The organism is Actinoplanes sp. NPDC051470, assembly GCF_040682035.1.
Taxonomy (GTDB): domain Bacteria; phylum Actinomycetota; class Actinomycetes; order Mycobacteriales; family Micromonosporaceae; genus Actinoplanes.
The window spans coordinates 1-21,352 of the sequence record NZ_JBFBAA010000061.1; the positions used below are offsets into that span (position 1 = coordinate 1).

Below are 21,352 nucleotides of genomic sequence, written 5' to 3' on the forward strand. Positions count from 1 at the left end.
AAACCGCGATGGAAGCCATGCGCGCCCTCAAACGACGCCTGTCCGACACCGTCTACCGACAAATGATCACCGACCACAACACGGCACACCAGCCAACGACGGGCCCGGGAGGACACACAGGGGCGACTCTGAACTCCAGCACGGCCGACCCCAACCCCAAGATCGACACTTCGGAAAAGTCACAACCCGGACCCGCCAACCACCACCCTAAAACACCAACCCCCGACACCCCTTGACAGAGGGGCGCCGGGAGCGACGGTCTGCGCCACCCACCGAGGCACGACATGAATTTCTTGACCTTGACCTTGATCTTGGGAATCAACCCAGGTCGACGCTGGGGTAGAGGGGGAACGGGGCCAGCAGTTCGGTCGCCTGCTTGCCGATGCGGTCGGCCAGGGCGGCGTCGAGGTTGTACTTGGCCTTCGAACCCGCGGCCGGCGTGGTCTGGGACAGCACCGTGTGGATGAGTTCGGCGATCTGATCCATCTCGGCCGTGCCCAGCCCACGGCTGGTGAGCGCGGGCGTGCCGACGCGGATGCCGGAGGTGTACCAGGCGCCGTTGGGGTCCTGCGGGATGGCGTTGCGGTTGGTGACGATGCCGGAGTCGAGCAGCGCCTGCTCGGCCTGGCGGCCGGTGAGCCCGAACGGGTGCACGTCGATCAGCACCAGGTGGTTGTCGGTGCCGCCGGAGACCAGCCGGACGCCGCGCTGGAGCAGGCCCTCGGCCAGCGCCTGGGAGTTGTCGACGATCGCCTGCGCGTAGCCGGCGAAGGACGGCTGCCGCGCCTCGGCGAACGCGATCGCCTTGGCCGCCATCACGTGGGCCAGCGGGCCGCCGAGCACCATCGGGCAGCCGCGGTCGACCTGGTCGGAGAGTTCGGGGCCGCAGAGGACGGCGCCGCCGCGGGGGCCGCGCAGGCTCTTGTGGGTGGTGGTGGTGACGATGTGGGCGTGCGGGATCGGGTCGAAGTCGCCGGTGAAGACCTTGCCGGCGACAAGTCCGGCGAAGTGGGCCATATCAACCATAAAGGTGGCGCCGACCTCGTCCGCGATCTCGCGCATGATGCGGAAATTCACCTTGCGGGGGTACGCCGAGTAGCCGCCGACGATCACCAGCGGCTTGAACTCGCGCGCCGTGGCCCGCAACGCCTCGTAGTCGATCTGGCCGGTGGCCGGGTCGACGCCGTAGCTGCGCTGGTCGAACATCTTGCCGCTGATGTTGGGACGGAACCCGTGGGTCAGGTGGCCGCCGGCGTCGAGCGACATGCCGAGCATCCGCTGGTTGCCGAACGCCGCCCGGAGCTCGGCCCACTCGGCGTCGGTCAGGTCGTTGACCTGGCGCTTGGAGAACTTCTTGAGATACGGCACCTCGACCCGGTCGGCCAGGATCGCCCAGTACGCGACCAGGTTGGCGTCGATGCCGGAGTGCGGCTGGACGTACGCGTACGGCGCCCCGAACAGCTCGCGGGCGTGCTCGGTGGCGACCGACTCGACGGTGTCCACGTTCTGGCAGCCGGCGTAGAAGCGGCGGCCGATGGTGCCCTCGGCGTACTTGTCGGACAACCAGTTGCCCATGGCCAGCAGCACGGCCGGTGACGCGTAGTTCTCGCTGGCGATCAGCTTGAGCGACTCACGCTGGTCGGTGAGCTCCTGGGCGATCGCGTCGGCGATGCGCGGCTCGATGGTGCGGACGACCTCGAGAGCGGAGCGGAAGGCTTGGGACTCGGCGTTCATCGGACCTCCACGGTTTGTGCAAGGACAGCACACGTACGGGAAAGGCCCAGGCGCACGGCAGGCGTCATCGGTGACGGGGCCGCTCCCCGATGGTTGCCCATCCGAACACGCCAGTCACGGCCCGCGCCAAAGCATACCGGTGCCTCTAGGTTGATCAACGTGAACGGTGTCGAGATCCTGCTCATCATCGGACTGGGTATCGCGGTGTCCGCCATCGCCAAGCGGCGCGGCATCGAACCCGGCCTGGTCATCGTGGTGCTGGCCGCGGCCGCGTCCTTCATACCGGGGCTGCCGCGGCTCGAGCTGGAGAGTGAGCTGATCCTGGCCATCGTGGTGCCGCCGCTGCTCTACTCGGGCGCCCGGACCGCCTCGTTCACGTCGCTCGGCGCCAACCTGCGGCCCATCCTCACCCTCGGTGTCCTGCTGGTCCTGCTGACCACGGCCGCGCTCGGGGTGATCTCGTCGTGGCTGCTGCCGTCGATGGGGCTGGCGGCGGCGTTCGTGCTGGGTGCGGTGCTCGCCCCGCCGGACACCATCACCACGGTGTCGCACGGTGGCGAGATCGGCCTGCCGAAACGGGTCACCTCGATCCTCACCGGCGAGAGCCTGCTCAACGACGCGACCGCGCTGACCCTGTTCACGATCGCGGTGGCGGCGGTCAGCGGCGAGAGCACCACCTGGGCCGGCGGGATCGGGAAGTTCCTCTACACCGCGGTCGCCGGGATGGCGATCGGCGGGATCCTCGCCGCCGGCGCCCTGTGGCTGCGCAAACGGCTGCACAACCCGGCGCTGGAGACGTCGCTGGTCCTGCTGCTGCCGTTCACCGCGTTCCTGGCCGCCGAGGAGATCCACGCGTCGGGCATCCTGGCCGTGGTGGTGGCCTCGTTCGGCGTCACCACGAACCTGACCTTCGACCCGCGGCACCAGTACGAGGGCGCCCACCTGACACGCATCCAGGAGGACCGGGTCTGGCCGGTGCTCGACTTCCTGCTCGAAACCTTCGTCTTCGCGTACATCGGCCTGCAGTTGAGGTTCGTCCTGACCGACCTCGAGTTCGGGCTGGGCCGGACGCTGCTCGCGGCCGGGGTGCTGCTGGTGGCCGCCATCGTGATCCGGCTGGCGGCGGTGTTCCTGCTGTTCGGGCGGTGGGCGCTCAAGGACCGGCAGTGGAAGCGGCGGCTGGAACGCGACCTGGTCTTCCGGCAGCGCTACGAGACGTGGCGGGAGCGGCGGGGCGGTCAGCCGTTCGAGCCGCTGTCGGGCAAGGAGACGCTGCTCGTGTCGTGGACCGGCATGCGCGGCATCCTCACCCTGGCGGCGGCCGCGGCGGTTCCGGAGGATGTGCCCGGCCGCGATGCCATCCAGGTGATCGCGCTGGTCATCACCCTGGGGACGTTGCTGATCCAGGGCACGACGCTGCGGGCGATGAGCCGGTGGCTGAAGATCGACCTGAGGGCGGAGGAGACGAGCGCCGGGGAGATGCGCCGGCAGGGTGCGGAGATCATCGCCGGGATCGACGGGTACGACGGGCAGCGCACCGCCCTGGGCCAGGCCGTCATGGACCGGCGGATGGACGAGGCGACCGCCCGCGACCTGATCGCCGAGGTCGACCTGCGGCAGGCGGCCGGGTAATTCGCTGTCGCGACTCTCCGGTGGGCGCTACGGTCGCCGGATGCACACGACGCACGCCCTGCTCACGATGGCGATGACGCCCGCGCGGGGCTCGATGCACTCGATCCGCCTGCGCGACCGGCGTCCGGTCCTGGGCGCGTAGCTCTCTTTCCGCTCGCTTCTCACCAGGGCCGTCCAGAGTCCGTTGTTCCTTCTCCCAGGACATGGTCATGGCGCCCTCTTCTCCGCGGCGTGCTCGCCGCATCTATGGACAGAACTTCCTCTCCTCCCGCCGCGTCCTCCGTCAGGTGTGTGACGCGGCCGACCTCAAACCCGACGACCTGGTGTACGAGGTGGGCGCCGGCCGCGGCCACCTGACCCGGATGCTGGTGCCGCGCTGCCGTTCCCTGGTGGCCTACGAGGTGGATCCGGCGGTGGCGACCCCGGTGGACGGTGCTTCGCTGGTGGTCGGCGACTTCCTCGCCGCCACGCCGCCACGGGAGCCGTTCGCGGTGGTCGGCAATGTGCCGTTCGCCCTGACGGCCGCCGTTGTCTCGTGGTGCCTCGACGCCGCCTTCCTCGATCACGCCACCCTGGTCACCCAGCGCGAATACGCCCGCAAACGCACCGGCGACTACCACCGCTGGACGCGGCTGACCCTCCTGACCTGGCCCACCCACGACTGGCAACTGGGCGCCACCATCCCGCGCACAGCTTTCCGTCCCGTCCCGGCCGTCGACGGCGCCATCCTGCGCCTGATCCACCGCGACATCCCGTTGGTGGCACCGTCACTGATGCCGGCCTGGCGCCGTTTCGTCGACCTCGGCTTCTCCGGCGTCGGCGGCTCCCTACAGGCCACCCTGTCCCGCCGCTACGGCCGCCGCGCATCCGGCGCCTGCCGAGCAGTCCGGGTCTGGGCGGACACCCCGGTAGGAGCCGTATGGCCCGAGCAGTGGCTAACCCTCTTCCGCCTCCTGGAGTGACCGGGGGGTTCAACCACTTACGCAGAATGAAGGGTGCGCGGCTCCGTTCTGGCCGCGCCAGCGGCCTGGAGCCTCGCGCCCGGCCTCGGCGGGAGCGACGGTCAGCACCACCCACCCAGCTACGACATCCAGACCTTGATCTTGAACTTGATCTTGATCGAAAAGGAGCGTCTCTATAACGAAGACTGCTCCGATTTGTCAGGGCGTGTCGTGGCGGGATATTCATTGCTCGTCTGCCGCGACGTGGAGGTCCGAGTGTCGTTGTCCCGCCGCCGCTTCCTCGCCTACGGCGGGGTCTTCGGCGCGGGCCTCACCCTGCCGGCCCCGCTCGACGTCGCCGCCACGCCCGACCCCCTGCAAAGTCCGCCCAAATCGGACGGAGTCGCCGACATCTATCACCGTGTGTTGCATCTGCACACACGCTGGGTCGAGCAACAGTGGGATCCAGGCATCGGCGCCTACAGCCCGGCCGACTTCCGGTTCGCGGCGGTGCTGGGCAATGCTGTGCTGCTCACCGATCGCGACTACGACCCGGCGCTGGCCGGTGTTGCCAAGAACACCCTGCTGGCCCGGACGGTGGCCACGATCGCCCGGTTCGCCGGCACGAACCGGCTGGCCGGCGGGGACGAGTGGGGCAAGCAGCTGTTCTGGGACTCGACCTTCGAGCTGTACTTCGTGCTGGCCGCGCGGCTGCTCTGGCGGGAACTCGACGCGCGGACGCGGACCCGGGTCGCGGCGATCGCGTCGGGGCAGGCGGCGTACGCGTTCGGGCTGGCCTACTCCGACGATCCGATGAGCGGCGAGTGGAGCCCGAACGGCGCGGCCGGCGGCTGGCGGGGCGACACCAAGCTCGAGGAGATGGGCGTCTACGCACAGGCCATCGCCCCCGGGCTGGCCTGGGGCAAGGACGACGCGGCGCTGCGCGAGCGGTTCTCGTTCTGGGCGGCCAACGCCAGCGGGTTGCCGACCGCCGACCGGGCCAACCTGGCCCGGCTGGACGGGCTGCTCGTCAAGGAACGCAGCCGCGCGCACAACATCCACGACACGTTCGTGGTGGAGAACCACGAGACGGTGAATCCGCACTACCAGGCCGAGCTGTGGCGGACCGCGGGCCGGGCGGCGATCCACTTCCTGGCCGCCGGCAAGCCGGTGCCCGAGGTGCTGCTGCACCAGCCCAACGGGCAGCAGCTGTGGCGCACGCTGCGGCTGCTGGCCAGCGACGCGGGCGAGCCGGTGATGCCGATGATCGCCGACCGCTACCACCTGTACGGGCGGGACGTGCTGCCGCTGGCCTACCTGGCCCAGGTGATCGGCGACCAGGACGCCGCCCGCGCCGAGGCCGACCTCGCCGCCCGGCTGGTGCCGTATCTGCGCCACGAGCCGGAGTACCGGCTGGCCAAGTTCAGCGGCGAGGACAAGTACGAGCCGGAGGCGCGGGCCGAGCTCGCCATCGCCTACCTCTTCCACCGGCGCCGCCGGACACCGACCCGGCCGGTGTCGAGCGCCGAGTTCTTCGCCCGGGCCAGCGGCACCCGCGACTTCGGCCCCGACGTGGGCCTGACCGCGCACCAGTCCGTCTCGGCCTTCGCCGCCACGGTCACCAAGCAGGGCTACGTCAACCTGCTCTGGCAGCCGCGCCACGACAACTGGCTGGTCGACACCCGCGCCGCGGCCTTCGTGCCGGCCTCCGCCCGCAATCCCGACGAGACGTGGACGCGGGCCTACGACCGGCTGCGCGACGGCGTCGACGCCACGGCCGCGGTGCTCACCTTCGGTGACAATTTCGCCGGGTACGCCACGCTGCCGACCGGCACGGTGGTGTACGCCAGCACCGGCATCGGCACCGACGAGGGCCCGCTCAGCCTGTTCAACCTGGACATGCCCGGCATGCCCGGGCTCACCGGCCGGCGCACGTTCACCAGCTCGACCGGCACCCTCACGCTGGACGGCAGCGGCGGCGGGGGCGGCGACGGCGGGGTCGACGAGCTGCGGTTCGAGCCGCGCAACGCCCGCTACGTCCGCATGCAGGGTCGCGAGGCGGCCAACCAGTACGGCTACTCACTGTGGACCTTCAGCGTCCTCGACGAGGCCGGCGCCGACATCGCCCAGGGCGCCCTGCCCGCGGCGTCGTCGTCCGACGTGACCTACCCGGCCTACAACGCCACCGACGGCAACCCCGAGACCCGCTGGGCCGTCGACCGCACCCAACGACACCGGCAGGACAGCTGGTTCGCGGTCGATCTGGGTTCGCCGGTCTCGGTCGCCGGGGTCAGGCTCTTCTGGGAGTCCGCGTACGCCACCAAGTACGTGATCCAGACGTCGATGGACGCGATCGGCTGGTCCGACGCCGTCGTCGTGCCGCAGTCGCACGAGATCTCCGGCGGCTGGGTCGACATCGACGGCCGCGCCGCGCTGGTCACCCACGGCACCGACCGTCCGATCACGGTCACCTCGACCGGCGTCATCGCGGCCACCGGCCCCGCGTCCCCCGTCCTGATCGAGGGCTACGCCCGCGACGGCCTCGACCTGCCCGCCCTGTCCCGCCGCCGCATCCCGCGCACCCCGCCCCCCTTGCGCGCCAGCGACGCCGACGGCTACCTGAGCCTCTTCAACCTCTCGCACGACCCGGTCCGCGGCGCGACGGTGATCATCCCGTCCACCCGCCGCCTCTACCAGGGCCTCCAGACCGTCCGCCGCGACGGCCTGGCCTGGTCGGTGACCCAGCCCGCGGCCACCGGCCGGGTCGAACCACCCCGCTTCGTGGTCTCCGGCCACCCGCCCATCGGCACCCGCTTCGAGGTGGTGAACTCACACCGCGTCACGGTGACCGCGCCACCCTCGTCACCGGTGGCGGTAACTCTGATGTCCGGCGCCTGGTCGACCCCGGTGCGCCTCGCGGCCGGTCAGGCTCGAACCGTGATCGTCCCCGGGGGCCCGATCACCCCGACCTCCGACCTGGCCCGTTCCCGGACAACGTTCCCGACGTCCCCGCTCCCGGTGGGAATGAACTCCCCGTCCTTCGCCGTCGACGCCAACCCGCTGACGTCGTGGCGTCCGGGTCCCACCGGCCGCATGGTGGTGGATCTGGGCGCCGTCTCGACCGTGTCGTCGCTGCGTCTGTCCTGGACGAAGGGCAGCCGGCCGCCGATCCGGATCGAGCGCTCCACCGACGGGGTGTCCTACCCGGCCGTCGCGCGGGTCCGCCGGCCCGGCCGTCTGACCGAGATCCCGCTCGACACCTCGGCCCGCTACCTGGCCGTGGTGGTCGACGGCTGGCGCCGCGGCGATGCCGAGCTGATCGAGTTCGCCGCCTTCGGCTGAGCCCGGGCCCGATTCTCGACAAATGAAAAAGGAACAGCGTCGCGGGACGCCGTTCCTTTCCTCGGTGCGCGTGCTAAAAGTCTCCGTTGTCGACGCCGTCGAGGAAATCCCGCCATTCTTCCAGCGAATACAGAAGGACTGTGCCGGGATTCTTGGAATCACGCATCGCCACAGTTCCACCGTCGACGACAGCGACCTGTACGCAATTCCCGCTCGTGCAATAACTGGAGACCGACCAATCGAGATCCTCCTGCACCGTACCGGTCATCTAAGACTCCCACCCATGATGTTGCTCTTTGATCCGCCTCGGACGCAGAGAGGCTACTAGGGCACGCAGCGGCACGCTCCGCCGACCGGCATTCCTTATTCCGTGATGATCTGAGCAGGTATGATCACTCACCGCATCGACCATCTTCGGGGACGTCAACCGTCTCGCGGACGTCTGGTGCTCGTGTGTCTTGAGTTGCGAACCGCTCATCGGAGCCGCCGCAAGCCGGATCCCGAGGGCCGCGCCGGCTGTGGAAACCCGTCCCGGTCGACGTCCTTGCGTCCAGTGCCCCACCCGAAATTCACCCTTTCGTGTGGCTTGCGCGCTTGAGGAGAGCAAGGGTCTCAGATTCACTCAAGGAGCGCTCCGTCAGCGTTGCGAAGGCGGCCGAATAGCTTCTCAGCTCCTCGTCCGAATCACGGAATGCGTACTCGTACAGTGCCTCCACATAGACCGCCGATCTGAGCGTCGAAGTCGACGGCGGCTCCTCGGCCGGCGAGAATTCAAGGATCGTGAATCCACCGTTCATGCCGATGTGCGCCCCCGCCGTGAAGGGGATGACGCGGAGCGAGACGTGGGATTCCTCGGACAATTTGATGAGATGCTCGATCTGTCCACGCATCACGTCCGGGCCACCGACGACCCGATAGAGGACGGCCTCGTCCACAACGGCGTGGAACCGTGGCGACGACTCCCTGTCGAGGATCTGCTGTCGCCGCATCCTCGTATTGATGATGTTATCTATTTGATCCGCGTCGCCGCCGTGATAGGTGGTGACGACCGCCGTGGCATAGCCGAAGGTCTGCAGCAGTCCGGGAATCGCGAGCGGCTCGAACTCCTTGATCAATTCAGCTGCACCCTCCAGCCCGATCAATTTCTGCATGGCGGGCGGGATGTTGCCGTCCTCCCACCACGCGCGTTTCCGGCTCCCCTGGGCCAGGCCCATCAACTGATCGAGAGTGGCCTGATCGTTGATCCCGTAGATCTCGCACAGGTAGCGGACGTCGCCGACCGACGGCTTTCGCTGAGCGTTCTCGATGCGGCTGACGGTGGACGGCGCCACGGACAGCCGAGCCGCGACCTCCGTGACGGTCAGCTTTGCCGCCGTGCGGTAACGACGCAGGGCGCTGCCCAGCTGGCGACGGCGGACCATCGGTCCGGGGTCATCAGACAAAGTCGGCTCACCTCCGACGGACAGGCCACATTGCATTCCGCCACATGGCATGTTCCCTCGGCAACAATATCTTGGCAATTGATTCTTGGCAATTGCCAATGGATCACGCAGCATGGTGTTACGGCCAAGTTTAAATTGATCAATGCAGAGCTTGCCCGATCATCATTCAGCCCGACGTCGACAGGGGGTGATCGGAAGATCAGCGATCAATTCATCGGCGCTCAGGCAATGAAGCTGGGCCGGTTGTGGCACCGGCCCAGCTCGGCAACCCTCCGGGGTCCGACCCCACAGGATGGCAACCAATGAACCAAACTATCAGGCATAACCGCAACGGTGCGGGTGTCGTCGCGACCGATTCATCCTCCGGCACAATTCATCACCCGGGCCGGAAAGGCTCGGACCGCCGGGGCGGAACACGATCATGAAGGTGTGGTCGGACGTTTCCTCGATCATCAAAGTCGCCTTCATCTGCACGATTCTGGGATTCCTGCTCGGGTTGTGTGCCTTCGGGTCGTTGCAGGCTCACTCGGCGTCCGGGCCGGCGGCGGCCGTCGATCGTCACCTCCGGTGATTAGGGCCCCCGGCGGGCGCGGGGCGGCAAACCCGCGCCCGTCAGGGGGTCACCGCCGGCCCGGCCGTCCGTCAGAGACACGTGACGTGACAGCCACGGCCGAGGGGGCAGTTCATGACGTCCGCGCCGGTGTCGAATGTGCCGCTCACCGCGGTTCCGGAAGTGTTGTGCGGGTTTCTGCGCGCGCAGCGGGTCGGGGTGGTCGGGCCCATTCCGGTGGACGACGTGACCAGCCTGGTCACCACCGATGACGACTATGCGCTGCTGAACACCTATGTGCTGTACGAGCCGGACGGGCCGGTGGGTGACGTGACGCCCGATCGGGCGGCGCTGCTCCGGGCCGACCTGGACCCGTCACGGACCGAGATGGTGGTGCCCGATCGGCTCGCCCCGGCGGTGCCCCGGCTCAACCGGGCCGTTCAGGGACTGGTCCGGCGGGTGGTGGCGCTGTCCGAGTTGCTGGACGGCTTTCTGCGGCCGACCGCCGTCTGCGACGACCTCACCACCGGCGGGAGCCGCACCGACCTGCTCAAGGATGACGACTTCATCCGGCAGCACGCGTCCCTGGACCGGAAACGGGTCGACGCGATCGACCACCTCTTCAACGGGTGGGCGAAAGGCAACACCCCTCGGTTGTGCATCGTGCTGGCGCCGGCGGGGCACGGCAAGAGCAAGGTCACGCACGTGCTGGCCAAGAAGATCGCGGCCGCCTACCAGCAGGCCGACGAGGCCAACCGGATGCCGGTGCCGATCCTCATCCCGTTCGGGCAGTACCGCCGCTCGACGTCGTTCGCGGGGCTGATCCTGGAGGCGCTCGACCGGTTCGGCAACAACCGCCTGACCATCGACGCCTTCCAGTATCTGGTCTCGTTGCGGCGGGTGCTGTTCATCCTGGACGGCTACGACGAGATGGTCGAGGCCAACCCGGAGAACGCCCAGGAGAACATCACGGCGTTCGTGCAGGGTGCGGGACCGGAGAGCCGGATCCTGCTCACCTCGCGTTCGACGTTCTACCGCACCAACTCCGATGTGGTCGGTCAGGTCGGCGACCCGCTGCTCGACGAGACCGACGTCCAGGTCATCGACCTGCTGCCGTTCGATCGGGTGCAGGCCAAGGAATACCTGCGCAAGCGCATCGGCGAGGGGCCGGACCGGTCGAACGTGCTGACCCGGGCCCAGACGATCCTCGACAACGATCGCAACCTGGAGGTTCTCGGCAGCCCGATCTTCCTGGCCGAGTTCGTCAACATGGTGGCCAACGAGAAGTGGTCGATCCCCGACATCCAGCGTCGTGGCAGCCTGCAGTTCCTGGTCGAACGCACCTTCCAGCGTGAACGCGAGCGGCAGTTCCACGAGTACACCGACGGGCAGCAACGGCGTTTCCTCGAGGGCATCGCCTTCGACCTGCTGACCTCGGGCAGCACCGGCTACCTCCGGGAGGACATCGAGCTCTTCGTGGCCGAGGCGGTCGACGACGAACTGGCCCTGACCAACTGGGAGGCCCTGGCCGGCCACCACTTCCTGCTCCCGGACGACCGGGGCGGGACCACCCTGATCAGCATCCGGCACCAGGTGTGGCGGGACTACTTCCAGGGCAGCGCGCTGGCCGTCCGGGTGAACGAGCGCAACGAGACCGCCTGGGACGCGATCACCAACCGGGACCTGCCGGAGGGTGTGCTGCGCTCGGCGGCCGGGCTGATCGACGAGGAGATCCGGATCTGGCTGCTGGTCGAGGCCACCGAGAGCGGCGACAAGCTGGTCCGCAACCTGCTGCGCATGTGGCTGCTGCGCCGCGAACCGGACAGCGGGCAGGTGGCGCCGGTGCCGGACGACCTCCGCGGGCTGCTGGCCGGCCGGGACCTGTCCGGTCTCGCGTTCACCGGGGTCAGCTTCGCCGGGACCGATCTGAGCGAGTCCAACCTGACCGGCTGCTACCTGAAGGACTGCGACCTCACCGGGGCACGGTTCGCCGGGGCCGTGCTCGACCGGACAACCTTGCAGGACTGTGTGGTGCCGCCCGGGATCGCCGACGCCGCCGTGGCCAGCGTGATCATCGACGAGTCGCAGTTCTTCGGACCTCAGCTGCGCGACCGGTTCCCGCCGGAGGTGACCCGGGCCGCCAGCGACCACGCCACCGACTTCACCGGCTGGGTGCGGGACGTGGTGAAGGCGCGGTTGGGCAAGTTCGTGAAGTCCCGGATGGGCGAGAACAACGTCGCGGTCGACGAGGCGATCAGCTGGACCGCGTTCATGGGCGGCACCGACCCGCAGCACAAGGACTTCGTCGTCCGGCGGCTGTACCGGGCCCTCCGCGCCGAAGGCCTGGTCTACGAGGGCAAGATGAACCGGAGTGGCCGGCCGACCGTGTGCCTCACGATGGACCCCGACGCGCGCGCCGACGTGGTCACGTTCGTGCGCACCGACGTCGCCGGGCCGGCCGTCCACGCGGTGATCGACCGACTGGTGGGCAACCGATGACCTTCCTCGGCTGGCTGCCGGCGCCGGGGCCGCCGTTCCCGGGGCCGGTGCTGATTCCGTACCGCGAGCGTCTCATCGTGCTGATCGGGCCGAACGGGTACGGCAAGACGCGGCTGCTCCAGGCGATCGTCGACCGGCGGACCCCACGGCTGTTCGCGACGCTGCCCGGCCGGCTCAGCCCGTACCTCACCATGGAACGCGCCGCGATCGAGAGCGGCCGGCGGACCACGCGCGGCGATCGTGAGCTGTTCGAGACGGCCGAATCGATCCGACCGCGGGAGGACGACCGCGGGTGGTGGTGTGCCCGGCTCGACCGGCCCGAGCTGTGGTGGTCGGTGGCGCCCGACGCTCTGCACGCGGTGGCGCCCGACGACCCGTTCACGCTGCTGGTGACCATCCCGGCCGCCCACCGGCACACCGGCCTGGCCGTCGAGCCGTGGGTGCGGCCCGGCGACCTGGAGCCCACCGCGCTGGACGCCGAGACGACCCGGGTGTTCCGGGACTGGGCGCACGCCGCGCTGGCCACCGGCTCGGCCCGGGCCACCGTTCCGGCCAACCCGCTGGTCGCGCGGTCGGACGCCCTGGGGTCGATCTCGTTGCTGGCCCTGGCCGAGGCGTTCTGTGACCTGCTCGCCGAACGCGCGGCGCGCCGGCTGCGGGTGCTGGCCGGGTTCGCGGTCGAGCTGCGGTGCCTGGCCGTGGAGAACTTCGCCTGGCAGGTCAGCGCCGACGGCCACTGGATACCGCTGGTGTCGGCCAGCCGGGCGCTGAGCCGCTGGTGCACGCTCTCCGCCACCGAGACGCTGCGGGAGCTGCAACAGTCCGTGGCCGAGGCGGAACTGACCCAGATCAAGACCGATTCCGCCCGTACGCTGGCCGGCGATCTGGACCGGGCGCTGCTGCCGCCCGGCGAGCCCGGCGCCTTCGCCACCCGGACGACCTGGGTGGCGATGGACGAGCCGGAAGTGAACCTGTTCGCGCCGGCGGCGCACCACCTCGCCGAGACGCTGGCGGCCCGGGCCGGCGTCGGCCGCACCCTGATCGCCACGCACAGCCTCGACCTGGCCGCCCGCTTCGTCGGTGTCGCCGACTTCCTGCTCTTCGACGGGCCCGGCCGGTACTCCCTCGAACGTCCCGAGCGCGGCATCGTCGACCTGCTCGGCCGGTTGACCGCCTACGGTCCCGGCGCGCTCGCCGCGACCCGCGTCCTGCACGTCGAGGGCGACTGGGACTTCGAGATCCTGGAGCGGCTGCACGGCCCCCGGCTGGCCGCGGCCAACATCGTGATGAGCCGGATGCACGGCGTCCGCGGGGCCGGGATCGCCGCCTCCTCGGTGTGGCAGCGGATGACCTCGACCTCGTTCGGGATGATGTTCGACCACGTGTCGGCCGCGGAGGCCGGCCGGCGCTGGGCCCGGGTCCGGGAGACGCTGGCGACCCGGGGCCGAGCGGCGGCGATCCGTGAGCTGCGCGCCGGCATCGGGGCCGGTCGCGGTCGGGCCGAGGACGTCGAGATGCTGCGGATGTTCGCGTCGGTGCTCGACGGCGGCATCGAGGACCGGCTCCACCTGGTCATGCACGGGCTCTCCGACATCTTCCAGGTCGTGCACCCGTCGGTGTTCGGCCTGACCGCCAAGACCTGGGCCGACGCGGGGTACGACGGACGAACCAGCTTCAAGGTGTTCTGCCGCTCGGCCACCGGCGCCGACCTGGCCGCCGGGGCCGAGTGCCGCCGGCTCGTCAAGGCCTTCGACGCGGCCGACCGGCCGGTCGAGGCGGTCGCCGCGGCCGCGCTGGACCGGGCGGTGACCGGCTTCATCGAGCCCGGCTGACGGTCCGATGATCTCGGCGGCTCCTCGGCCGGAAGGAGGAAAAAGGGTGAGTGGGCACGCCGGCCGCAGGCGACGCGAAGCGAGCCGACCTCGGCGGGAGCAGCGGTCTGAGCCCCCCACCGAGCCGCGAAAAAGATTTCTTGCCGGGTTGTCGAAATGACGCGGGCTCGTTCGGCGCAGGGGGTGAAGCAACCACTGCGGACGAGGAGCGATCATGGGATTCATCAAGGCCAGCCTGTTCATCTCGCTCGACGGCGTCATCGAGAAGCCGGCGGAATGGCACTTCCCCTACTTCGACGACCAGATGGGCGCCGTGGTCGGGCAGCTGATGGGCGAGACCGAGGCGACGCTGCTGGGGCGGACCACCTACGAGGAGTTCGCCGCCTACTGGCCGACCGCCGATCCGGCCGACCCGATGACCGCGGCCATGAACGGGGCGCGGAAGTACGTCGTCTCCACCGCGCTCGGCGCACCGGACTGAGAGAACACCTCCCTGACCAGCATCGACGAGCTGCGGGCGGTGAAGAAGACGACCAAGCTGGGTACGACCGGGAGCGCCACGCTCGTGCGCCGGCTGCTGGAACGGTGATGCATTTTCAGACGCAGGAGATGGAGGACGGGGTCCCGCCGACCCCGGAGACCCAGGCCGCGATCGGTGACTACACGCGGGAAGCGGCGATGTCCGGCGTGTTGCTCGCCGGTGAGGGCGTGCACGGGAGCTCGCAGGGTGCCCGGGTCGAGGTCGAGCCGGGCGCCGTGCGGGTCCTGGACGGGCTGTGCGAGCGCCTGTCCTCGGGAGAGCCGGTGCAAGCGGTGGACGTGGCCTACTCGCTGGCGACGAAGCGCGAGGTCATGGAGCAATCGTGGGCATGGCGTGCCGTGTGCCGGGGGCGGAGTCGGTCCGCGAGTTCTGGCGGCTGCTCCGGGGCGAGGACGCCGTCGACGAGGAGGGCGGGCTCGCCGGGGTGAGCCGGTTCGACGCTGACGCCACGGGACACCGAGACGCTCGGGCTGCTGGCGTTGATCGAGCTCCAGGCGTCGCGGTTGCGGGCGCGGGTCACCCCGTCGGGGACGCCGATCCTGCTGATGGATCAGGACCGTACGCGGTGGGACCGGCTGCTGATCCGGCGCGGGCTGACCAACCTCGACCGGATCGAGCGGCTGGGCGGAACGGGCGGCAACTACGCCCTCCAGGCGGCGATCGCGGCCTGCCACGCGCGGGCCCTCCGACCCGGGGACACCGACTGGGAGCGGATCGCGGCACTCTACGACGCGCTGGCCCGGCTCACCCCGTCGCCGGTCGTCGAGCTCAACCGGGGTGTGGCCCACGCGCAGGCGTTCGGGCCGGCGGCCGGCCTGGCCGTCGTCCGGCCGTTGTTCGAGGTGCCGGGGATGACCGACTACCACCTGTTGTCCGCGGTGACCGGCGATCTGCTGTGCCGGTCGGGGGACCACGTCGCCGCCCGGGACCACTTCCTGCGGGCGGCTTCGATGACCCAGAACGCCGCCGAACGTTTGACGATGCGGGGCCGGGCCGCGGACTGCGCGGCTACTCCCCCAGCGACGCCTTGATGCCGGGGCGCAGCGCCCCCGCGAACAGGAGCACCAGCCACGCCAAGCCCGCCCACCACGGGAGGGCGCTCAGGCCGTCGCAGATCTCGTAGGCCACAGCCAGCAGGGTGTCGGTCATGGCCGCAAGAGTCGGTCGCGCCCGCCCCGAGTTGAGGCCACGGGGTCAGGAGATTCCGGCTCGGGTGAGGATCAGGTCGGCCACGTGTTCCGGCTGGCCGGGGGCCAGCATCAGGTGGCCCAGGCCGGGCACCCGCTCCAGGCGGGCGTCGGGGATCGCCGACGCCAGGGCGGCCGCGTGGGCCGGGCCGAACATCGGGTCGGCCTCGGCCGCGATCACCAGCGTCGACGCCGAGATGGCGGACAGCGGCGGCGGCTTCTCCGGGCCGTCGCCCGCCCGGTAGTGGTTGGCCGCATGCGTCCAGTCACGCGAGCGCTCCACCGCCTCCCGGGCCATCCGGCGGGCGGCGGCGCGGTCGAAGTTCGGGCTGTTGGTGAACAGCTCGTAGATGCGGATCGCCGCGTCGACGCGCTGGGCCGGAGTGTTCTGCGGCAGGCCGGCGACGGCGCTCAGGCCGGCCAGGAAGGACGGGTCGGGCGGCGGCAGATCGGGGTGGTCGCCGGACAGCGGGGTGGTGTTCATCAGGGTGAGCGTGCGGACCCGGTCGGGCCGCGCGCCGGCCAGCCACTGGGCCATGACGCCGCCGCCGGACGTGCCGACCACGTGGGCGGACGAGAGGCCCAGGCCGTCCAGCACCGCCACCGCGTCGGTGACCATGTCGAAGGCCGTGTACGGCGACGCGTCGAAGTCGACCAGGTCGGATCGACCCACGTCACGGTGGTCGTAGCTGATCACCTGCAGGCCGCCGGCCACCAGCCGGTCGACGAACGCCGGCGGCCAGTGCACCGCCTGACCCTCGGCGCCCATGATCAGCAGGACCGGCGGGTCGTCGGGCGAACCCGCCCGGGAGGTCCAGAGCCGCAGCGTCCCTGAGGTCACATAGGTCATCCATCGGACCGTACGCGACAGGGCGGCGATCAGCAGGTGAGCTGACCCGCGCGGACCTTGGCCCGCAGCACCCGCTCGGCCGATTCGTCGACCCGCGCGGCGAAGGCCGGGTCCTGGCGGGCCTGGGCGACCAGCGCCTCGGCCATCGGCTTGGCGTCCTCCGGCCGGATGCTCAGGGCCAGGTCGCCGCCCGCGGCCACGAACCGGACGGCGCGCTGGCCGGGCGGGATCGTGGCGGCGGCCTTGGCGGCGCCCAAGTCGTCGGACATCACCACGCCGTCGAAGCCCATCTTCTGGCGCAGCAGGCCGGTGATGATCGGCTGCGAGAACGGGGCGATGTTCCTGGAATCAAGCTTCGGGTACGACGCCGACGACATCATCACCGAGGCCGACCCGGCCTTGATGCCGGCGGCGAAGGGCGCGAGGTACGGGTCGTCCGCGGTCGCCGTGGCATCCACCGCCCTGGTCGACGTGTCGGTGTTGAAGCGGGTCCGGCCCAGGCCGGGGAAGTGCTTGAGGACGGTCAGCACGCCGCTGCCCTGCGAGGCCGCGACCACCTGCTCGATGTCCTTGGCGACCGCGCCCGGCTCGGCGCCGTACTGGCGGTGGAAGTTGCCGATCGGCGGGTTGGCCTCGCCGATGTCGGCCGGCACGGTGTCGGCGACCGGGGCGAGGTTGACGGTCACGCCGATCGCGGCCAGGCGCCGGGCGCTCTCGCGTACCTCGTCGCGCAGTTTCGCCTCGGGGCCGTTGCCCAGCCGTTCGGCCGAGGGGATCAGCGGGAAGTCGCCGCCCTTGAGCGTCTGGACGCTGCCGCCCTCCTGGTCGAGCGCGATCAGCATCGGGGTGCCGGCAAAACCCTGCAGGGCCTGGATGTCGGCCTTGAGGGCGGCGGCGGAGCGGGTGCTGCGGCCGGCCAGGAAGACGCTGCCGAGGTGGTGCTGCTTGATCTCGTCGGCCAGGCCGCGGGGGTCGTCGACGTCCGTACCGATCATCAGCAGTTGACCTGCTCGTTGTTCGAGATTGAGCTTGTCCACACAGCGCGCCGGTCGGTTCGAAGTGCCGCTGGGACTCGGCGAAGTGTCGGAAATAATGGGACTTGGCGCGGCGATCGGCGGCGACGGTGGTGGCGGTGGCGCTGTCGACTCGCTACACGCCGTGACGAAAGCCGCGACCGCCGCGACAACCCACCACAGGCGTGGCCGGTTGGTCGAAGCGGTCGCGGTCATCGGCGCCACGGTACCGGAATGCCCCTAGGCGTACCGGCGGCGGAGGTCGGGGTTGGCGAGGGCCGGCGCGACGTAACCGGCATCGGCCGGGTTGATGTTCGTACCCGGCGGAACGATCTCGTCGATCTGGTCGAGCAGCTTCTGGCCGAGCGTCAGGTCGGCCGCGCCCAGCTGCGAGGTGAGCTGGTCCATCGTGCGCGGTCCGATGATCGCCGAGGTCACCGCCGGGTGCCGGATCACGAACGCGATGGCGATGTGGACCAGCGGCACACCGGCCTCGTCGGCCAGCGCGCCCAGGGCGTCGGCCGCCTCCAGCTTGTGCTGGTTGACCGGCAGCGACAGGTCGTAGCGGGCCGGGATGCGCTTGGCCCGGTTGGTCTGCGGCGCGTCGCTGTCCTTGCGGTAGCGGCCGCTCAGCCAGCCGCCGGCCAGCGGGCTCCACGGGAGGACGCCCATGCCGTACTTCTGCGCGACCGGCAGCACGTCGGCCTCGATCCCGCGGACCAGGATCGAGTACGGCGGCTGCTCGGTGCGGAACCGGCCCAGGTTGCGCCGCTCGGCGGTCCACTGCGCCTCGACGATGTGGTGCGCCGGGTACGTCGACGAGCCGAACGCGCGGATCTTGCCCTGCCGCTGGAGGTCGGTCAGCGCCGACAACGTCTCCTCGTCGTCGGTGTCCTCGTCCGGGCGGTGGATCTGGTAGAGATCGATGTAGTCGGTGTTCAACCGGCGCAGGCTGTCCTCGACCCCGCGCATGATCCAGCGGCGCGAGTTGCCCTGGTGGTTGGGGTCACCCTTGGTGCCCATCGGCGAGTCGACGGGTACGCCCATCTGGCCGTGCACCTTCGTCGCCAGGATCACGTCGTCCCGCTTGCCGTTGGCCAGCGCCTTGCCGACGATGACCTCCGACTCGCCCTGCGAGTACACGTCGGCCGTGTCGATGAAGTTGATGCCGGCGTCCAGCGCGGCGTGGATGATCCGGACGGACTCGTCGTGATCAGGCTCACCCCACGCGCCGAACATCATGGCGCCGAGGCAGAGCGGGCTGACCTGCATTCCGGTACGTCCGAGGCTGCGATATTCCATGACTTGAACCTATGCCCGATCTTCCCGTCCGTAGACGTCTTCTTCGTCCCGCTGATAGACGTCCGGAATGCCGTCGGCGTCCGCGTCGATGCTCTCCTCCTCGGCGATCCGCCGGTAGCGCCGGTTCCGGAGACGCAGCAGCACGGCCGCCAGCAGGGCGGCGACCAGCGACCCGGCCAAGACGCCGACCTTGGACTGATCGTCGCGCGCGGAGCCCGGCCCGAACGCCAGCTCGCCGATCAGCAGCGACACGGTGAACCCGACCCCGCCGAGCATCCCCAGCCCCAGCACGTCCCACCAGCCCATGCCCTCGGCCAGCCGGGCCCGGGTGAACCGCTGCACCAGCCAGGTCGCGCCGGTGATGCCGATCGCCTTGCCCAGCACCAGCCCCGCCGCCACACCGGCCGCGACGGCGCCCAGACCGCCGGTGACCGCCACCCCCGCCGAGAAGAACGCGAAGACGGGTACGGCGAACCCGGCCGACAACGGCCGCAGGCGGTGCTCCCAGGCCTCGGCCCGCCCCGGGCGCACCGGCACGGTGAACGCCAGCAGCACCCCGGCGACCGTGGCGTGCACCCCCGACTCGTGCATCAGGTACCAGGCGACCAGGGCCAGCGGCAGCAGCAGAACCTTGAGCCGCCCGGTCTGGGCCAGCAGGCCGAAGAGCGCGATCGGCAGCAGGGCCAGGGCGAGCGACAGCAGGTGCAGGTCGCTGGTGTAGACGACCGCGATGACGGCGATGGCCAGCAGGTCGTCCACCACCGCCAGGGTCAGCAGGAAGGTGCGCATCGCGGCGGGCAGGTGGGTGCTGATCAGGCCGAGCACGGCCACCGCGAACGCGATGTCGGTCGCGGTCGGGATCGCCCACCCGCGCAGGTTCGGGGTGCCGGCGTTGATCAGGACGAAGATCAGCGCGGGTACGGCCATGCCGCCGACCGCCGCGACCACGGGCAGCGCCGCCCGCCGCGGATCCCGCAGGTCACCGGCCACGAACTCGCGTTTGAGCTCGAGCCCGGCGACGAAGAAGAACAGTGCCAGCAGGCCGTCCGCCGCCCACTCGGCCAGCGTCAACGGCCCCGCGTGCACCTCGCGCAGAGTCTGGTAGCCGTTCCCCCAGGGCGAGTTGGCCCAGGCCAGGGCGATGACGGCGGCGCCGGCGAGCAGCAGCCCGCCGACCGTCTCGAGGCGCAGGATCTCGGCGATCCGCCCGGCCTCGGGCCAGCTGCCGCGGCTGAAGAGTCTCGGTGTGGCCATCGGCGTCCTTCCGGAGGGCACGTTGCTGACATCGCCGACCAGACTTCCCGGCACACCTGACCGGCACCCTACCCTTGCCGGGAAGCCATTCGAACGGATAAGGACACCTCGCATGCGCATCGTCCGTCTCGTCACCGCCGCCGTCACCGCGGCCGCCCTCGCCGTGATCGGCACCGGCGGCCCGGCCCTCGCGCACAACTCGCTGACCAAGGCGGTGCCGGACAAGAACGCGACGGTGCGGAAGCCGCCGGCCTCGGTCCAGTTGTCGTTCCTCCAGAAGGTCGACCCCGAGAAGCTGACCATCGAGGTCGTCGACGCGCAGCAGCAGAAGGTGCCGTCGGGCCGGCCCGAGGCGGACGGCAAGATGGGTTTGCTGGCGCTGACCGGCACGCTGGCGAACGGGACCTACACGGTGCGATACAGCGTTGTCTCGGAGGACGGTCACCCGGTCAAGGGCTCGTACAAGTTCACCGTGGACGCTCCGGTGGCCGCCGCGCCGTCGCCGTCGTCCACCACCCCGTCGCCGTCGCCGTCCCCCTCGGTCGCGCCGACCACCGACGCGCCGGCCACGGTCGCCGCCGCCGACACCAGCTCGTCGTCCGGGCCGTCCGCGGGCTTGATCATCGGCATCGCCGCGCTGGCCCTGGTCCTCGTCGGGGGCGCGATCTTCGTCGTCCGCCGCCGCCGGACAAGCGCTCCACTGTGACTGATCGACTACATAAAGTCACTCATACTTTCGGCTAGTCACGCCTCGACCTCTCGGCTATTGTCGTCGTAACTGAACGGCCAACCATGCAGGTCCCACGGCCACCACCCGAAGGACCCGCGCGCAAGCTGAAAACGCACCTGACCTACCGCGTCTCGTGATCTCCGATCCGAGCCGGGCTCTCCGGACAGGTGACAGGGAGGACTCAGCATGACCGTCACGACGCAGGCCAGCGCCGAGACGCGGCCCGCCGAGCCGGAGGCGCTCGCCCCCGCGGACAGCGCCGCCGATCTGCTCAACGCCATGGCCGCGATGCCCGTCGGCCACCCGTCCCGGGCCACGATGCGCGACCGGGCGATCGAGGCCTGGCTGCCGCTGGCCCGCCACCTCGCCCACCGCTACTCCGGCCGCGGCGAGCCCACCGACGACCTGATCCAGACCGCCAACGTCGGCCTGATCAAAGCCGTCGACAAGTTCGACCCCGAACGCGGCGTCGACTTCGCCGGCTACGCCATCCCCACCATCAT

17 protein-coding genes, 2 pseudogenes and 1 riboswitch are annotated in these 21,352 nt (G+C 70.2%); of the genes and pseudogenes, 11 read left to right on the forward strand and 8 right to left on the reverse strand.

Annotation, left to right across the window (positions count from 1 at the left end; translation table 11 throughout):
* A pseudogene (locus tag AB0M54_RS46755) lies at nt 1-236 on the forward strand (IS110 family transposase); the annotation flags it as partial.
* 82 nt (nt 237-318) lie between these two features.
* Here AB0M54_RS46755 and AB0M54_RS46760 read toward each other — a convergent pair.
* Nucleotides 319-1,734, reverse strand: coding sequence for a glycine hydroxymethyltransferase (locus tag AB0M54_RS46760; protein WP_364329726.1), 1,416 nt, complete (start codon nt 1,732-1,734; stop codon nt 319-321).
* Nucleotides 1,735-1,771: 37 nt separating this feature from the next.
* Nucleotides 1,772-1,862: riboswitch (ZMP/ZTP riboswitch) on the reverse strand.
* Between the two features lie 31 nt (nt 1,863-1,893).
* Here AB0M54_RS46760 and AB0M54_RS46765 point away from each other — a divergent pair.
* The 3 genes from AB0M54_RS46765 (at nt 1,894) to AB0M54_RS46775 (ending at nt 7,649) form a co-directional block, all read left to right on the forward strand.
* Nucleotides 1,894-3,366, forward strand: coding sequence for a sodium:proton antiporter (locus AB0M54_RS46765; protein WP_364479623.1), 1,473 nt, complete (start codon nt 1,894-1,896; stop codon nt 3,364-3,366).
* Between the two features lie 209 nt (nt 3,367-3,575).
* Nucleotides 3,576-4,328 (forward strand): 23S ribosomal RNA methyltransferase Erm, encoded by a 753-nt coding sequence (gene erm, locus AB0M54_RS46770; RefSeq protein WP_364479626.1) that lies wholly within the window; start codon nt 3,576-3,578, stop codon nt 4,326-4,328.
* 255 nt (nt 4,329-4,583) lie between these two features.
* On the forward strand, nt 4,584-7,649 hold the full coding sequence (locus tag AB0M54_RS46775; protein ID WP_364479629.1) for a discoidin domain-containing protein: 3,066 nt from the start codon (nt 4,584-4,586) through the stop codon (nt 7,647-7,649).
* Nucleotides 7,650-7,722: 73 nt separating this feature from the next.
* Here the strand turns inward: AB0M54_RS46775 and AB0M54_RS46780 are convergent, their stop codons facing one another.
* Nucleotides 7,723-7,917, reverse strand: coding sequence for a DUF397 domain-containing protein (locus tag AB0M54_RS46780; RefSeq protein ID WP_364329737.1), 195 nt, complete (start codon nt 7,915-7,917; stop codon nt 7,723-7,725).
* A 301-nt stretch (nt 7,918-8,218) separates the two neighbouring features.
* Complete coding sequence (locus tag AB0M54_RS46785; protein WP_364329739.1) at nt 8,219-9,091, reverse strand: helix-turn-helix transcriptional regulator; 873 nt, start codon at nt 9,089-9,091, stop codon at nt 8,219-8,221.
* Between the two features lie 685 nt (nt 9,092-9,776).
* Here AB0M54_RS46785 and AB0M54_RS46790 point away from each other — a divergent pair.
* From AB0M54_RS46790 to AB0M54_RS46810, 5 genes and pseudogenes are all read left to right on the forward strand, one after another.
* On the forward strand, nt 9,777-12,140 hold the full coding sequence (locus tag AB0M54_RS46790; protein ID WP_364479632.1) for an NACHT domain-containing protein: 2,364 nt from the start codon (nt 9,777-9,779) through the stop codon (nt 12,138-12,140).
* Complete coding sequence (locus AB0M54_RS46795; protein WP_364479635.1) at nt 12,137-13,972, forward strand: hypothetical protein; 1,836 nt, start codon at nt 12,137-12,139, stop codon at nt 13,970-13,972. The genes AB0M54_RS46790 and AB0M54_RS46795 overlap by 4 nt, the downstream gene beginning before the upstream one ends.
* Before the next feature lie 214 nt (nt 13,973-14,186).
* Entirely contained in the window at nt 14,187-14,453 is a 267-nt protein-coding gene (locus AB0M54_RS46800) for a dihydrofolate reductase family protein (RefSeq protein WP_364479638.1), read from the forward strand.
* 388 nt (nt 14,454-14,841) lie between these two features.
* A pseudogene (locus AB0M54_RS46805) lies at nt 14,842-14,931 on the forward strand (hypothetical protein); the annotation flags it as partial.
* A 22-nt stretch (nt 14,932-14,953) separates the two neighbouring features.
* Nucleotides 14,954-15,544 carry a DUF6596 domain-containing protein gene (locus tag AB0M54_RS46810; RefSeq protein WP_364479655.1) on the forward strand — a complete coding sequence of 197 codons (591 nt, stop codon included), beginning with the start codon at nt 14,954-14,956 and terminating at the stop codon, nt 15,542-15,544.
* Here the strand turns inward: AB0M54_RS46810 and AB0M54_RS46815 are convergent.
* The 5 genes from AB0M54_RS46815 to nhaA form a co-directional block, all read right to left on the reverse strand.
* Complete coding sequence (locus AB0M54_RS46815; protein WP_364479641.1) at nt 15,522-15,662, reverse strand: hypothetical protein; 141 nt, start codon at nt 15,660-15,662, stop codon at nt 15,522-15,524. The genes AB0M54_RS46810 and AB0M54_RS46815 overlap by 23 nt on opposite strands.
* Nucleotides 15,663-15,707: 45 nt before the next feature.
* Complete coding sequence (locus AB0M54_RS46820; protein ID WP_364479643.1) at nt 15,708-16,550, reverse strand: alpha/beta hydrolase; 843 nt, start codon at nt 16,548-16,550, stop codon at nt 15,708-15,710.
* A gap of 29 nt (nt 16,551-16,579) precedes the next feature.
* Nucleotides 16,580-17,587, reverse strand: a complete 1,008-nt coding sequence (locus tag AB0M54_RS46825) for a glycoside hydrolase family 3 N-terminal domain-containing protein (protein ID WP_364329753.1) — start codon at nt 17,585-17,587, stop codon at nt 16,580-16,582.
* A gap of 216 nt (nt 17,588-17,803) precedes the next feature.
* Nucleotides 17,804-18,865: an aldo/keto reductase gene (locus tag AB0M54_RS46830; protein ID WP_364329756.1), complete on the reverse strand. Its 1,062-nt coding sequence runs from the start codon at nt 18,863-18,865 to the stop codon at nt 17,804-17,806.
* 9 nt (nt 18,866-18,874) lie between these two features.
* Nucleotides 18,875-20,119 carry a Na+/H+ antiporter NhaA gene (nhaA, locus tag AB0M54_RS46835; protein WP_364479646.1) on the reverse strand — a complete coding sequence of 415 codons (1,245 nt, stop codon included), beginning with the start codon at nt 20,117-20,119 and terminating at the stop codon, nt 18,875-18,877.
* Between the two features lie 112 nt (nt 20,120-20,231).
* Between nhaA and AB0M54_RS46840 the strand changes: the two genes are divergently transcribed.
* Complete coding sequence (locus AB0M54_RS46840; RefSeq protein WP_364479649.1) at nt 20,232-20,825, forward strand: copper resistance CopC family protein; 594 nt, start codon at nt 20,232-20,234, stop codon at nt 20,823-20,825.
* Between the two features lie 210 nt (nt 20,826-21,035).
* A partial coding sequence (locus tag AB0M54_RS46845; RefSeq protein ID WP_364479652.1) for a sigma-70 family RNA polymerase sigma factor occupies nt 21,036-21,352 on the forward strand: 317 nt, incomplete at its 3' end.

Coding starts and splice junctions, on each gene's coding strand:
- AB0M54_RS46760 (WP_364329726.1), bottom strand. CDS start 1,734: ATGAACGCCGAGTCCCAAGCCTTCCGCTCCGCTCTCGAGGTCGTCCGC.
- erm (WP_364479626.1), top strand. CDS start 3,576: ATGGCGCCCTCTTCTCCGCGGCGTGCTCGCCGCATCTATGGACAGAAC.
- AB0M54_RS46780 (WP_364329737.1), bottom strand. CDS start 7,917: ATGACCGGTACGGTGCAGGAGGATCTCGATTGGTCGGTCTCCAGTTAT.
- AB0M54_RS46790 (WP_364479632.1), top strand. CDS start 9,777: ATGACGTCCGCGCCGGTGTCGAATGTGCCGCTCACCGCGGTTCCGGAA.
- AB0M54_RS46795 (WP_364479635.1), top strand. CDS start 12,137: ATGACCTTCCTCGGCTGGCTGCCGGCGCCGGGGCCGCCGTTCCCGGGG.
- AB0M54_RS46800 (WP_364479638.1), top strand. CDS start 14,187: ATGGGATTCATCAAGGCCAGCCTGTTCATCTCGCTCGACGGCGTCATC.
- AB0M54_RS46815 (WP_364479641.1), bottom strand. CDS start 15,662: ATGACCGACACCCTGCTGGCTGTGGCCTACGAGATCTGCGACGGCCTG.
- AB0M54_RS46820 (WP_364479643.1), bottom strand. CDS start 16,550: ATGACCTATGTGACCTCAGGGACGCTGCGGCTCTGGACCTCCCGGGCG.
- AB0M54_RS46830 (WP_364329756.1), bottom strand. CDS start 18,865: ATGGAATATCGCAGCCTCGGACGTACCGGAATGCAGGTCAGCCCGCTC.
- nhaA (WP_364479646.1), bottom strand. CDS start 20,119: ATGGCCACACCGAGACTCTTCAGCCGCGGCAGCTGGCCCGAGGCCGGG.
- AB0M54_RS46840 (WP_364479649.1), top strand. CDS start 20,232: ATGCGCATCGTCCGTCTCGTCACCGCCGCCGTCACCGCGGCCGCCCTC.